Origin of the sequence: Leuconostoc citreum, from assembly GCF_007954785.1 — a bacterium.
Lineage (GTDB): Bacteria > Bacillota > Bacilli > Lactobacillales > Lactobacillaceae > Leuconostoc > Leuconostoc citreum.
This window is the reverse complement of the sequence record NZ_CP042410.1, coordinates 1,222,308-1,236,167: the sequence shown is the minus strand read 5'-3', so window position 1 is coordinate 1,236,167 and position 13,860 is coordinate 1,222,308. Positions and strand designations below refer to the sequence as shown.

Sequence of the window (13,860 nt, the reverse complement as noted above, 5' to 3'; positions counted from 1 at the left end):
AGAAAAGAAAAATATTTACAATAACAGGGTTGCAATATGTAAAAAATTTTCATATAATGAAATAGTAGTAAAAATACAAAACATATAAGAGGTAAGTGAACCATGAAGTTTGCGATGATCGGCCTTGGTAAGATGGGCTTGAACTTGGTAAAGAACGCCGTTGATAACGGTCACGAAGTTGTTGCGTTTGATTTGAACGCTGACTTTGTTAAGGCAGCAACTGATTACTCATCAGCAATTGAAGGGGCATCAGATATTGACGACATGCTATCAAAGTTGCCTTCACCAAAGGCTGTTTGGGTAATGGTACCAGCTGGTGTACCAACTAACTCAACAATTGATACATTGATTTCAAAGATGGACAAGGGCGATATCATCATTGATGGTGGTAACTCAAACTATAAAGACAACTTGGAACAAAACAAGCGTACAACTGCTGCAGGTATTAAGTTCTTTGACGCCGGTACTTCAGGTGGTATGAATGGTGCCCGTAACGGTGGTAACTTCATGATTGGTGGCGATGATGCCGAATCATGGAAGATTATCGAACCATTGTTCAAGTCAATTGCCGAAGAAGATGGTTACTTGTACACAGGTCGTTTGGGTTCAGGTCACTATTTGAAGATGGTTCACAACGGTATCGAATACGGTATGATGCAAGCAATTGCTGAAGGATTCGAAGTCTTGGAAGCTTCTCAATTTGATTATGACTATGAAGCTGTTTCAAAGTTGTGGAATCATGGTTCAGTTATCCGCTCATGGTTGATGGAATTGGCTGAAGAACAATTCGCAAAGGATCCTAAGTTGGATGCTATTGCTGGTCGTATGCACTCATCTGGTGAAGGTAAGTGGACAGTTCAAGAATCATTGGATCTTGATGTACCAGCACCTGTTATTTACTTGTCACTTGCTATGCGTTACCGTTCATTGCAAGATGATACATTTACAGGTAAGGTTGTCTCAGCTTTGCGTAATGGCTTTGGTGGCCACGCAATGGATTCAGCTAAGTAATATAATGATTAAACCTGCTCAAGATATTTTGAGTGGCAGCTCCCGAGTAGGGAGCTTTTTCTGTTTGGTTTAGCATTTGATTAACGCTTATCAATAGATATGAGGTGAATTATGGAATATATGATTGGTGTCGATCTTGGCACAACATCAACTAAAGCAGTTTTGTTTGATGATCGCAACCAAGTTGTAGCTAGCGCTAATAAGGGGTATCAACTTTATCGTGATATACCAGATATGGCCGAAGAAGATTTGAATGAGATATTTGAAGCTTTGATTGATGCCTTAAGTGATGTCGTTCGACAGGCTAACTTATCAGAAGGCAATAAAATATCAGCTGTATCATTTTCATCAGCTATGCATTCATTAATTGCCTTCGATAAGAACTGGCAGCCGTTAACACGCGTGATAACATGGGCTGATACGCGTGCTGTCAAATACACTGAAGAACTTAAACGAACAGGTCTTGGCCAAGAGATTTATCAAAAAACTGGTACACCAATTCACCCGATGGCCCCTTTGTCAAAGCTACTATGGTTAAAGACGGAACACGAAGATGTTTATAACCAAGCAGCACATTATCTTGGCATTAAAGAATACCTTTTCCACCGTTTGTTTGGTGTCAATAAAATGGATATTTCTCTAGCTTCTGGTACAGGTTTGTTTAATATTTTCAATTTAGATTGGGACGAACAAGCTTTATCAGTAACAGGGTTACAAAAAGCACAATTGCCAATGACTGTAGAGCCTTATGCCTATGAAACAAATATGGCAGCAGAATATGCAGCTGTTATTGGGATACCTGCTGATACACCGTTTGTCTACGGTGCTGGCGATGGCCCATTGTCAAACTTGGGTGTTAATGCGATTCAGCCAGGTGTTGCAGCTATTACCATTGGTACGTCTGGTGCTATTCGAGTAGTTGCTGATCATCCGGTGATTGATCCGAAAGGTCGAACCTTTACTTATGCTTTAGACAAAGAACATTGGGTAGTTGGTGGACCGGTTAATAACGGTGGGGATGTTTTCCGTTGGGCGCGAGATAATATGTTTGACGCCGAAAAGTCAACTGCTGCCTTGCTTGGTACAGATGCATATGATTTGATGACACAAATCGCTGCACGCGTACCAGCTGGTTCAGAAGGCTTAATATTCCATCCTTACTTAGGTGGCGAGCGTGCGCCAATCTGGGATGCTAATGCTCGTGGGTCATTCTTTGGTCTAAATCATGGTCACACACGAGCACATATGTTGCGATCAGTTTTGGAAGGCATTACATTTAATGTTTACATGGTGAGCTTAGCACTTGAAGAAGTAGTTGGCGATTTGAAGTCTATTCAGGCCACGGGTGGTTTTGCGCGGTCACCATTATGGCGTCAAATGTTTGCAGATATTTTTGAGCAACCAGTGACTGTGCCTGAAGCATTTGAATCAGGTGCTTTGGCTGCCGTTATTGTGGCACAAAAAGCATTGGGTCAGATTGATAATCTTAATGAAATTGAGAAGTACATCGGCTCAGCGAACACGTATCAACCAATGCCTGAAAACTTTCAGGCATATCGTGAACTGGCACCAATTTTCATTCGCTTGTCACGTCAGTTACAGACTGAATACGAAAACATAGCAAATTATCAACGTAAGCATTCTAAATAAATTATTTTATAGAGGTTAGGAGAAAACGCGCTGCGTATGTCACGCGTTACATATTAAAACATGGAATTTGTCATGTTAATTATTTCAATTTTAATTTTGCTTGTTTTGATTGCTAAATTTAAATTGAACACATTTGTTGCTTTAATTATTACAGCCTTTATTTTGGCTTTACTATTAGGCATGGCGCCAATGAAAATTCCTGATGCAGTCCTTGGCGCTCAGGGTGTTGGGAATATTTTAGGTCCCAATTCTGTTATCTTTATTTTTGGTGGCATGATAGGGCGTTTGGTTGCTGATGCAGGTGGATCGTATCGCATTGCTAAAACGTTAATTGATTGGTTCGGTGTGAAACGATTACAATGGGCAGTTCTGATTGCGTCATTTATTATTGGAATTTCAATGATATTTGGTGTCGGCATGGTCTTGTTGATTCCAATTGTTTTTGCGGTAGCTATTGAAGCAGGGGTACCTTTGTTGTACCTTGGTGTCTCAATGACAGCAGCATTGTCATCAGCACAAGGCTTTTTGCCACCACAGCCAGCACCAACAGCTGTTGCTTCAGCCTTAGGCGCTAATATTGGGATGATGTTGATTTTTGGTTTAATTGTTGCTGTAATTACTGCAGTTGTGGCAGGACCAGCTTTTACAAAATTAGCACAAAAATATGCGCCAGATGCATTCCAATTTAAAACAGAAATTGAAGCTGTTGGTCCGGTTAAAGAATACGATTTAAATACAACACCTAACTTTGGTTTATCTGTTTTGACATCTGTATTCCCGTTAGTATTTATGATTATTGCGACCGTCTATAAATTAATTTATACTGGCGGAGTAACGCCTAAGAATCCTACGCTAGTCGATCAAATCGTTGAGTTTGCTGCTAATCCTGCGGTAGCTATGACTATTGCCTTGATTTTTGCTATATTTACAATGGGCATTTGGCAACATAAGTCAATGACTGAAGTTGGTAAATCATTAAATGAAGGGATGTCGGCAGTAGCAGGTATCTTACTTATTGTTGGTGGTGGTGGTGCTTTGCGTGGTGTGTTGGTAACATCTGGTTTGTCAGATAAGATTGCGACAACATTCCAGGCAGGTGGCGCCATGAGCCCTATTGCAATTGTCTTATTTGCGTGGGGAGTTGCTGCTGTTTTGCGCGTATCCGTTGGTTCAGCAACTGTCGCAGGTATGACTGCTGCAGGTATCGTAACAGGTATCTTAGCAGCCAACCCAGGAAATACATTATTACCGGTATTTGTCGCATTAGCCATCGGCGCGGGATCATTAATTGCTTCCCACGTTAATGATGCTGGATTTTGGATTTTTAAAGAATTCTTTGATTTATCCGTTAAGCAAACTTTTCAAATCTGGACAGTGCTTGAAACGATTATCTCTGTAACAGGTTTGATTGTCATATTAATCATGACAACAATATTTGCATAAGTTTTCAGAAAACAGAATTTTAATTCTGTTTTTTTATTGACAGAAATATTAGAAAATGTTAATATTATCCAAGTAACTTTTGTAACCTTTGGAGGGATAAATATGTCGGAATCTAAACCGAGAGGCGGCTGGTTTCATAAAGCCAGTCCGTCAAGTTTTGAAATAAGTGATGCACACCTGCAAAAAACTCTTGGTGTGAAAGAAATGCTGGCACTTGGTATTGGTACTATTGTGTCAACAGCAATTTTCACGTTACCAGGAATTGTTGCAGCTAAGCATGCAGGTCCAGCGGTAGCAATTTCATTCGTAATTGCTGCTGTTGTTTCTGGCCTTGCAGCATTTGCTTATGCTGAATTTGCTTCGGCTTTGCCTTTTGCCGGCTCAGCATATTCATGGGCTAACGTTGTTTTCGGTGAAGTATTTGGGTGGATTGCCGGTTGGGCACTACTAGCTGAATATTTTATCGCCGTAGCCTTTGTTGCTTCAGGTTGGTCTGCTAATTTCAAACTATTCTTGGCATCACATCAACTTGCTTTACCACCTGCTTTAGCAGGTTCATTTGCGGCAGGCAACGGTGGTGTGATCGATCTTTCGGCCCTCTTTGCAGTGCTTATTGTGACAATCTTATTGTGGCGTGGTACCAATACAACAGCGCGGGTTGAAAATGTTTTGGTTATCGGTAAGGTGTTAGTTATACTGATTTTCATTGGTGTTGGTTTGACGGCTATTCATCCTGCAAACTATGTCCCATTTATTCCAGCGCATAAGCCTGGTACCGATTTTGGTGGTTGGCAAGGTATTTTTGCCGGCGCAGCACAAATCTTTTTAGCTTATATTGGTTTTGACTCTATTGCTGCTAATTCAGCAGAAGCAAAAGATCCGAAAAAGACAATGCCGCGTGGGATTATCGGCTCATTAGTTATTGCCACAATATTGTTTGTAACGGTTGCTTTAGTATTGGTTGGTATGTTCCATTATTCAAAGTATGCTAACAATGCCGCACCAGCTGCATGGGCATTGCTTAACTCTGGCCATGAATTCACTTCAAACTTGCTATCTGTTGTCGCCTTAGTTGGTATGTTTACTGCGATTATTGGGATGATGCTAGCTGGATCACGTTTGCTTTATGCTTTTGGCCGTGATGGTTTGCTACCTAAATTTCTAGGTAAGGTCAATGACAAAGGTTTGCCTAATAACGCTTTGTTAGTCTTATCTGTGATTGCCATTTTAATTGGTTCAGTCTTTAGCTTTACTGAATTGGCAGGTTTAATTTCTGCTGGTACGTTAATCGCCTTTATTATTGTGTCATTAGGGGTTTACGCTTTGCGTCCGCGTGAAGGAAAGGATATTCCAGTTCCTGGCTTTAAAATGCCACTTTATCCTGTACTGCCTGCTCTAGCAGCCCTTGGATCAGGATTCATTTTCTATCAGTTGGATAATCAAGCAAAGTTATATGCTTTTGGTTGGTTTGTCCTTGGTTTGATTATTTATGCAGCTTATGGTGCACGTCATAGCAAAATTTCACGTTAATAATCACACCGAAGTCCTGTTTATACAGGGCTTTTATTGTACAAAAATAGAGAAATGGGGCGGGGAATATGTCTAGCAATAAAAAAATTTTAGCGGAAGAAAAACGATATTTGGCAGATACCTCACGAGTAAAATATTTCGATGTTGTCATTGATCATGGTAAAGGCGCAACAATTACAGACGCTGATGGGCGTGATTATATCGATTTATTAGCTAGTGCTAGTGCCACAAATACAGGACATTCACATCCACATGTTGTTGCAGCCATTGCCGAGCAAGCGGAGAAACTGATTCAGTATACACCTGCATATTTTGCTAATACAACGACGGCCAAATTGACACAACGTTTGGCTAAACTAGCACCCGGCCAATTTGAAAAACAAGTGGTATTTGGTAATTCAGGATCAGATGCCAACGATGCTATTATTAAGTTTGCACGTGCATATACAGGCAGACAATATATTGTGAGTTTTACTGGTGCTTATCATGGTTCGACTTACGGTGCCATATCGATATCTGGTGTGAGCTTAAATATGACGCGAAAAATCGGCCCTTTATTGCCAGAAGTTGTCAAAGTGCCTTTTCCCGATCAAAATCAACGACTGGCAAATGAAAGTGATGATGATTTTTCAGAACGCTTATTTAAGCAATTTAAATTACCATTTGAAACTTATTTGCCGGCAGAAGATGTCGCGTTAGTCATTATCGAACCAATTCAAGGCGATGGTGGCATTGTCAAAGCGCCACAGAAATATATGGATTTGGTCTACCAGTTTACGCGAGATCATGGCATTGTTTTTGCAGTAGACGAAGTAAATCAAGGCTTAGGACGTACGGGTAAGTTATGGTCAATTGATCATTTTGGTATTGCGCCGGATTTGATGAGCGTTGGGAAGTCAATAGCTAGTGGGTTACCGCTTAGTGCAGTGATTGGTCGGCGAGAAATTATGGCTAGTTTATCAGCACCGGCTAATGTCTATACAACAGCGGGGAATCCAGTAACAGCTGCCGCTGCGATGGCCACGTTAGATGTGATTGAAACCGAAAAATTAGTGGCGCGTTCAGAGCGAATAGGAAATTTTGCCAAAGCATTTTTTGAAAAAGCAGCTAAGCGTTATGATTTTATTGGTGATGTTCGTATGTACGGTTTAAATGGGGGCATTGATATCGTTGATTCACAAGGGCAACCAGATGATGAAGCGACAACTAAATTAATTTATCGTATTTTTGAATTAGGGGCAATTATGATTAGTTTACGTGGCAATACGCTGCGTTTTCAGCCACCACTTGTGATAACGCAAGCAGCACTAGAATCAGCATTTGCTATGATATCCCAGGCGTTTTCAGAGCTTGAAGCTGGTCAGCTTACGTTGCCAGAAACGGATAATCACATTGGCTGGTAATGTGCTATAATAATTTAAGAAATCTGGATATATAAAATTTACGTTTGGCAGTTAGAAATGTGTTGGTTGATGAAAAACACACAACGTTAATTTTACGCTCCCAGGTCATGATTGTGTCTGAAAAGATGCCGCGACTCAGCGTTATGAGCTTATGAAGGTAAAGATGAAAGATCATTACAAATTGCGGTGGTACCACGGTCACGCGTCCGCACTTTGTTTTGGTCTTTTTATATTTTTAACCAACTAAAGGAGAAATTAGTGATGAAAGAACTCACGTCATCAGAAGTCCGCCAGATGTTCTTGGACTTTTTTGCATCAAAAGGGCATGAAATTGTGCCATCAAAAAATCTAATCCCGCAAGATGATCCAACGTTATTATGGATTAACTCGGGGGTAGCGACTTTGAAAAAATATTTCGATGGTTCGGTCATACCCAAAAATCCGCGTATTACTAATGCCCAGAAGGCGATTCGTACAAACGATATTGAAAATGTTGGTAAAACAGCACGTCACCATACATTATTTGAAATGATGGGTAATTTTTCTGTTGGTGATTATTTTAAAGCAGAAGTAATACCATGGGCTTGGGAGTTATTAACCAGTCCTGAATGGTATGGCTTAGACAAAGATTTACTCTATGTCACAGTCTACCCTAAAGACCAAGAAGCAAAAAAGATTTGGCTAGAAAAAACAGATTTGCCTGAAGGCCATATCTATGAAGTGGAAGATAACTTTTGGGATATTGGTGAAGGGCCTTCAGGACCAGATTCAGAAATTTTCTTCGACCGTGGGCCTGCTTTTCAAAATTTGCCTGACAATGATCCTGAAATGTATCCAGGTGGTGAAAATGAACGTTACTTGGAAATATGGAATATTGTTTTTTCCCAGTTCAATCATTTGCCTGGTTTAACTGATAATGCACAATATCCTGAATTACCACATAAAAATATTGATACGGGTATGGGATTAGAACGTCTCGTATCAGTATTCCAGAACGGCCGTACAAATTTTGACACTGATCTCTTCTTGCCAATTATCCGTGCAACTGAAAAAATGTCGCCCGACTATACTTACGATGCGACAAAAGATTCAGAAAGTAATACAAGTTTTAAAGTGATTGCTGATCACATTCGGGCCATCACATTTGCTATTGGTGACGGAGCGTTACCTGCCAATGAAGGTCGTGGCTATGTCATTCGTCGTTTATTACGTCGCGCAGTTTTGCATGGACAAAAATTAGGTATTCAAGGTGAATTCCTAACCAAGTTAGTCCCAATCGTTGCTGAGATTATGCAGAGTTATTACCCTGAAATTGCTGATAACACTGAAAAAATTCAAAAGACCATTGCTGCCGAAGAAAAACGTTTTAATGCTACACTCACAGGTGGTTTGTCATTACTAAATGATGTTATAGCAAAGGCAAAAGCATCAGGGCAACAAGTGATTTCGGGTGCAGATGCTTTCAAGTTATCTGATACGTATGGTTTTCCACTTGAGTTGACACAAGAGCAAGCTGCAGATGAAGGCTTGACTGTTGATGTAGTCGGTTTCAATGACGCATTGCAAGCACAGCGTACTAGGGCTCGTGCTGCGCGTTCCAACGATAAATCAATGGGGGTTCAAAATGCAGTTTTAACAGACTTAAAAGTGCCATCAGATTATGTTGGCTGGTCTGAAACAGAGGTGTCAAATGCAGCAATTGTCGCGATTATAGGTCATGATAACCAAGGCGTGGATGCGCTACTCGCAAATGCTGAGCCGGGAGATAGTGTACAACTGGTGTTTGATAAGACGCCATTTTATGCAGAGATGGGTGGACAAGTTGCCGATCAAGGTGAGGTTTTGAACAAGCAAGGTGAGGTTGTCGCTCGCGTTACTGATACCCAAAGCGCACCTAATGGACAACATGTGCATACCGTCGAAGTAGTGACTTCATTTAAGTTGGGCGACCAGGTCGCGTTAAAAGTTAATTTAGCAAGACATGTGGCCATCTCGAAAAATCATACAGCAACACATCTGTTAGACCAAACGTTACGTAATGTGATAGGTGGTGACGTTCATCAAGCTGGTTCCTTAGTTGAACCAGAATATTTGCGTTTTGATTTTACTCATGAAGGCCCTGTTTCTGAACAAAATCTTGAAAAAATCGAAACTATGGTTAACCAAGTAATTGCCAATAATTTACCAATCACATGGGTAGAGACTGATATCGAGAGTGCAAAAAAAATGGGTGCAGTCGCTGTCTTTGGTGAAAAATATGGCGATGTTGTTCGTGTGGTATCTATCGGTGATTTCAACAAAGAATTTGACGGTGGTACTCATGCACAAAGTACCGCAGAACTCGGTTTGTTTAAAATTGTGTCAGAGTCTGGTATTGGTGCTGGTGTAAGACGCATTGAAGCGGTTACGGGTCTCGCAGCATTATCTCAATTTAAAGCAGAAGAACAAGCATTAAAGGTAATTGCTGACAGTTTGAAAGCACAAAAGCTAACGGATGCACCAGCTAAAGTTGAAGATTTACAGGTTGAGATAAAAACCCTACAACGTCATTTGACCTCTGTGGAAGCACAACTTGCTAACGCAGCAGCTCAAGATGTCTTTAAAGATGTTAAAACGCAAAATGGTTATCAATATATCACAGCGCAACTCCAAGTATCAGGTATGGATGGTTTACGACAAGTCGTTGATACATGGCGTGAAAACTATCCATCAGACGTATTAGTGTTGGCAACTCACGTTGATGACAAAGTGAGTTTAATTGTTGCAGCTTCACCAGAAGCCAACAAAAAAGGACTTAAGGCCGGTGATTTAATCAAAGCAATTGCGCCAAAGATAGGTGGCGGTGGCGGTGGCCGTCCAGATATGGCGCAAGCTGGTGGTAAAAATCCTGCGGGTATTAACGATGCATTCAGTGCAGTATCAACATTTCTTGACGAGCTAGCTTAACGTATCTTTTTATCTTATTGTTATATATTTGTCATAATAATTAGGTAAAATAGTACTAGGACAGTAGATTAGTTATTAAAAAATTAGGAAGAAAGGAGCGTGTACGATGTCAGTAGGAGATGAAACAACCATATTTGATTTTGGTAACCAGATGCCAAAAGATATTCATGACACATTAGAGATAGTATATAATGCGTTAGAAGAAAAGGGCTATAACCCAATTAATCAGATTGTTGGCTACTTAATGTCTGGTGATCCAGCATATATTCCGCGCTTAAATGACGCACGTAACTTGATTAAGCGTCACGAACGTGACGAAATCATTGAGGAACTTGTACGCGTCTATTTAAAAAAGTAATGCGATTATTAGGATTAGATGTAGGGAGCCGTACGGTTGGTGTAGCGGTAAGTGACCCTATGGGCTGGACAGCTCAAGGTGTTGAAATTATTCGCATTAATGAAGATGAAAAAGAGTTCGGCTTAGCTCGTCTCGGTGAAATCATTAAAGAGAAGCAGGCCAAGGGTGTTGTCGTTGGTTTGCCAAAAAACATGAATAACTCAGAAGGTCCTCGTGCTGAAGCAGCGCGACAATATGCGCAAATGGTCGAAGACCAATTTAACTTGCCAACTGATTTTCAAGATGAGCGTTTGACAACTGTTCAAGCTGAGCGCATGCTGGTTGAAGAAGCAGATGTGTCTCGTAAAAAGCGAAAACAAGTGATTGATAAAATTGCAGCTGAATTTATCTTGCAAAATTATTTAGATGCTAATGGTCCACTCACTAAATAGATGAAAACAACATTTCGCACAGAAATGTTGTTTTTACGTTATAATATAGATACACTTTGAAGGGAATAAATTAGTGACGCTTAAGTGACTAATACTTAAAATCATGACAAATAACGACGATGTTCAAAAAATTACCTTGATAGATGAAAATGGGGATGAAGCTTTATATGAAGTTTTATTTACGTTTCACTCTGAAGAATATAGCAAAGACTACATTTTGTTAGTCCCAGAGGGTGTAGAAGAGGATGAAGAGGTTGATATTCAAGCTTATATCTTCCATCCTGATAGTAATGGGGATGCTACTGAAGAAGATCTCATCCAAATTGAAGATGATAAAGAATGGGATATGGTTGAAGAAGTACTCAATACATTCCTAGCTGATGACTCAAATTTTGCATAAAGGTTAAAAAAACGCCATTTGCGTTTTTTTTGTTACAAAATTTTAACAACATCTTAGTTTATCAAGTGATAAACTAGATATTAGAGAAGGCAATAATAATGTCTTGAATATTTAAGTTGTGCCCATAATAACACATCAATCTCGTTGATTATTGTGTATTATGAGTACGTTGGAGGAACAAATGGTTACTTTAGTAGGGATTTTAGATCTCGCACGTTTCCAATTCGCAATGACAACGATATTCCACTTTTTCTTTGTGCCAATGTCGATTGGTTTAGGGGTTGTTGTGTCAATCATGGAAACAATGTATGTCATCAAAAAAGATGAGATATACAAAAAAATGGCGCAATTTTGGGGTAAAATTTTCCTATTGAGTTTTGCCGTCGGCGTTGTGACTGGTTTGATACAGGAATTTCAATTTGGTATGAATTGGTCTGAATATTCGCGCTATGTTGGTGATATCTTCGGGTCATTATTGGCGATTGAAGCGTTGGTTGCTTTCTTTGCAGAATCAACATTTATTGGTCTTTGGTCGTTTACATGGGATCGCTTCAAGCCAAGTATTCATGTTCTGTTTATTTGGATAACAACCATTGGGTCGGCTATCTCATCACTGTGGATTTTAGCTGCCAATTCGTTTATGCAAAACCCAGTTGGTTATGCTATTGATAACCACATGGGACGTGCCGAATTAAAGAGTTTTGGTGCTTTGCTATCAAATAGGCAACTCTGGGTTGAGTTTCCACACGTTGTTGTGGGTACGCTAGTTACTGCCGGTTTCTTAGTGGCTGGTATGTCTGCCTTCAAACTATTGAAATTGAAGAAAAACGACAAGGAAGTATTGTTTTTCCGTAAATCAATTAATATTGCTTTAATTGTTGGTTTGGTTGGTGTCGTTGGGGCGTTGGCTACTGGTGACAAGCATGCATTTGAATTACAATCGATGCAACCTATGAAATATGCTGCTATGGAAGGTGTTGATAAAACAATCACATCGTCTGAACGTAAGGATAAGGCACAACCGTGGTCACTGATTTCGGTTACAAACCCGGATACACATAAAGTGATTGCACGTATTGAAATTCCATATGTTCTGTCTATTTTGGGTAATCATTCTTTGACAGGTGGAAACACAACAGGTACAACTGAACTTGAAAAGCAACTCGAAAAGCAATACGGTAAAACGCACGGGGATATTAAAAATTATTATGTCCCTGAAAATACATTGTTCTACGCTTTCCGTGTCATGGCAGTCGGCGCAGGTGGCTTAATGATGCTTGGCCTTGTCGCATTATGGATGAATCGTCGTAAAACACAACTTATCCACACCCAGCGTTGGTTCCTTTGGATATTAGGAATTGCGACCTTTGTACCATTTATCATTAATACAGCAGGTTGGCTAGTGACGGAATTAGGACGGTATCCTTGGGTTGTTTATGGCTTAATGCCAATTAGTGCTGCTGTCTCACCAAATGTATCTGTCCTGTCATTGTTGATTTCAAATATCATCTACTTCCTGACTTTTGCAACGTTAGGCGGAATCATGATTTGGCTGTCACGCCGTGTGCTACATGCAGGACCAAATGCAGAGGAAACAGAAGAATTATCACCTAGTGACCCTTATGATAATTTAGCAAAGGGGGCTGAAGCTTAATGACTATTTTAGAAATTATATGGTTTGTATTGATTGGTGTCTTGTGGGCAGGGTTCTTTTTCTTAGAAGGCTTTGACTTTGGTATTGGCATGCAATTTGCGTTAAATGCCAGAGATCAAAAAGATCGTGAAGCGCTTTACCAAGCTATTGGTCCTAATTGGGATGCTAACGAAGTGTGGTTGGTTACAGCAGGTGGTGCAACTTTTGCTGCCTTTCCAGCATGGTATGCCTCTCTTTTCTCAGGCTTCTATCTCATGTTGTTCATTGTTTTATTGTCTTTGATTTATCGTGGTGTATCATTTGAATTCCGTGAACATATGCCAACCATTCAAGGCACACAACTTTGGGAACGATTAATCGCGCTAACATCATTTTTAGTACCGTTTTTCTTGGGTATGATTTTTACAGCCATGGTCTCAGGTATGCCAATTGATGCTCGGGGTAATCTTTCTGCCGGTTTCTTTGATTATGTGACACCCTTTTCCTTAGTTGGTGGTGTTGCGGTATCATTGATGAGTTATGTTCATGGGTTGAATTATACACGATTGCGAATTGATGGTAAGTTGAGAACACGTGCACTAAAACAATTAGAGTATCTGTATCCAATTTTATTGGCAGGTGAAGCATTGTTTGCTGTGTTACTATTCTTCTATACTGATTTTATTCAAACGCAAACTGTATGGACATTAAGTATCTTAGTCGTCATTGTTTTGACCACAGTTATCGGTTGGCTCTTGGCAATCAAACAGAAAATGGAAAAATTGCCGTTTGTGTTGTCTGGCTTAACTTTAGTTGAAGTTGTTGTCTTACTCTTTGTTGGCCTTTTCCCACGAGTCATGGTTGCCAACAATCCGTTACACACACTCAACATCATGAACACGTCGTCTTCCACTTATACTTTGAAAGTAATGACAATCGTTGTCGTTACAGCTTTGCCGGTAACCCTTGGTTACCAAATCTGGAGCTTCTGGGTTTTCCGCAAGCGCATTGTCTCTCATAAAGTAGTTGAATAAAACGGCAAAAAACGTTTACAA

The 13,860-nt window shown here is 40.1% G+C and carries 11 protein-coding genes; all 11 read left to right on the top strand.

Going from position 1 to position 13,860, the window contains the following annotated elements; genetic code table 11:
* Positions 1 to 102 precede the first annotated feature (102 nt).
* The 11 genes from gnd to cydB all read left to right on the top strand — a co-directional run bounded on the left by gnd (position 103) and on the right by cydB (position 13,839).
* The gene (gnd, locus tag FGL72_RS06075; RefSeq protein ID WP_004903153.1) at positions 103 to 1,011 is read left to right on the top strand and encodes a phosphogluconate dehydrogenase (NAD(+)-dependent, decarboxylating); all 909 of its coding nucleotides are present in this window, start codon (positions 103 to 105) and stop codon (positions 1,009 to 1,011) included.
* A gap of 111 nt (positions 1,012 to 1,122) precedes the next feature.
* On the top strand, positions 1,123 to 2,661 hold the full coding sequence (gntK, locus tag FGL72_RS06070) for a gluconokinase (RefSeq protein ID WP_004903151.1): 1,539 nt from the start codon (positions 1,123 to 1,125) through the stop codon (positions 2,659 to 2,661).
* A 60-nt stretch (positions 2,662 to 2,721) separates the two neighbouring features.
* Positions 2,722 to 4,104 (top strand): gluconate:H+ symporter, encoded by a 1,383-nt coding sequence (locus FGL72_RS06065; RefSeq protein ID WP_012305075.1) that lies wholly within the window; start codon positions 2,722 to 2,724, stop codon positions 4,102 to 4,104.
* A gap of 102 nt (positions 4,105 to 4,206) precedes the next feature.
* Positions 4,207 to 5,634 carry an APC family permease gene (locus FGL72_RS06060; protein ID WP_004903146.1) on the top strand — a complete coding sequence of 476 codons (1,428 nt, stop codon included), beginning with the start codon at positions 4,207 to 4,209 and terminating at the stop codon, positions 5,632 to 5,634.
* A 68-nt stretch (positions 5,635 to 5,702) separates the two neighbouring features.
* A complete protein-coding gene (locus FGL72_RS06055; RefSeq protein ID WP_085698775.1) occupies positions 5,703 to 7,037 on the top strand; it encodes an aspartate aminotransferase family protein in 1,335 nt (444 codons plus the stop codon).
* A 261-nt stretch (positions 7,038 to 7,298) separates the two neighbouring features.
* Complete coding sequence (gene alaS, locus FGL72_RS06050; protein WP_085698777.1) at positions 7,299 to 9,983, top strand: alanine--tRNA ligase; 2,685 nt, start codon at positions 7,299 to 7,301, stop codon at positions 9,981 to 9,983.
* Positions 9,984 to 10,089: 106 nt separating this feature from the next.
* Positions 10,090 to 10,341 (top strand): IreB family regulatory phosphoprotein, encoded by a 252-nt coding sequence (locus tag FGL72_RS06045; protein WP_004903140.1) that lies wholly within the window; start codon positions 10,090 to 10,092, stop codon positions 10,339 to 10,341.
* Positions 10,341 to 10,772 (top strand): Holliday junction resolvase RuvX, encoded by a 432-nt coding sequence (gene ruvX / locus FGL72_RS06040; protein ID WP_004903139.1) that lies wholly within the window; start codon positions 10,341 to 10,343, stop codon positions 10,770 to 10,772. Before FGL72_RS06045 ends, ruvX begins: the two co-directional genes overlap by 1 nt.
* Before the next feature lie 103 nt (positions 10,773 to 10,875).
* Complete coding sequence (locus FGL72_RS06035; RefSeq protein ID WP_004903137.1) at positions 10,876 to 11,172, top strand: DUF1292 domain-containing protein; 297 nt, start codon at positions 10,876 to 10,878, stop codon at positions 11,170 to 11,172.
* Positions 11,173 to 11,353: 181 nt separating this feature from the next.
* A complete protein-coding gene (locus FGL72_RS06030; protein ID WP_004903135.1) occupies positions 11,354 to 12,826 on the top strand; it encodes a cytochrome ubiquinol oxidase subunit I in 1,473 nt (490 codons plus the stop codon).
* The gene (gene cydB, locus FGL72_RS06025; RefSeq protein ID WP_004903133.1) at positions 12,826 to 13,839 is read left to right on the top strand and encodes a cytochrome d ubiquinol oxidase subunit II; all 1,014 of its coding nucleotides are present in this window, start codon (positions 12,826 to 12,828) and stop codon (positions 13,837 to 13,839) included. The genes FGL72_RS06030 and cydB overlap by 1 nt, the downstream gene beginning before the upstream one ends.
* The last annotated feature ends 21 nt before the right edge of the window (positions 13,840 to 13,860 follow it).

Excerpts from the sequence above, each read along its gene's own strand:
- gnd (WP_004903153.1), top strand. The coding sequence starts at position 103 with ATGAAGTTTGCGATGATCGGCCTTGGTAAGATGGGCTTGAACTTGGTA.
- gntK (WP_004903151.1), top strand. The coding sequence starts at position 1,123 with ATGGAATATATGATTGGTGTCGATCTTGGCACAACATCAACTAAAGCA.
- FGL72_RS06065 (WP_012305075.1), top strand. The coding sequence starts at position 2,722 with ATGGAATTTGTCATGTTAATTATTTCAATTTTAATTTTGCTTGTTTTG.
- FGL72_RS06060 (WP_004903146.1), top strand. The coding sequence starts at position 4,207 with ATGTCGGAATCTAAACCGAGAGGCGGCTGGTTTCATAAAGCCAGTCCG.
- FGL72_RS06055 (WP_085698775.1), top strand. The coding sequence starts at position 5,703 with ATGTCTAGCAATAAAAAAATTTTAGCGGAAGAAAAACGATATTTGGCA.
- alaS (WP_085698777.1), top strand. The coding sequence starts at position 7,299 with ATGAAAGAACTCACGTCATCAGAAGTCCGCCAGATGTTCTTGGACTTT.
- FGL72_RS06045 (WP_004903140.1), top strand. The coding sequence starts at position 10,090 with ATGTCAGTAGGAGATGAAACAACCATATTTGATTTTGGTAACCAGATG.
- ruvX (WP_004903139.1), top strand. The coding sequence starts at position 10,341 with ATGCGATTATTAGGATTAGATGTAGGGAGCCGTACGGTTGGTGTAGCG.
- FGL72_RS06035 (WP_004903137.1), top strand. The coding sequence starts at position 10,876 with ATGACAAATAACGACGATGTTCAAAAAATTACCTTGATAGATGAAAAT.
- FGL72_RS06030 (WP_004903135.1), top strand. The coding sequence starts at position 11,354 with ATGGTTACTTTAGTAGGGATTTTAGATCTCGCACGTTTCCAATTCGCA.
- cydB (WP_004903133.1), top strand. The coding sequence starts at position 12,826 with ATGACTATTTTAGAAATTATATGGTTTGTATTGATTGGTGTCTTGTGG.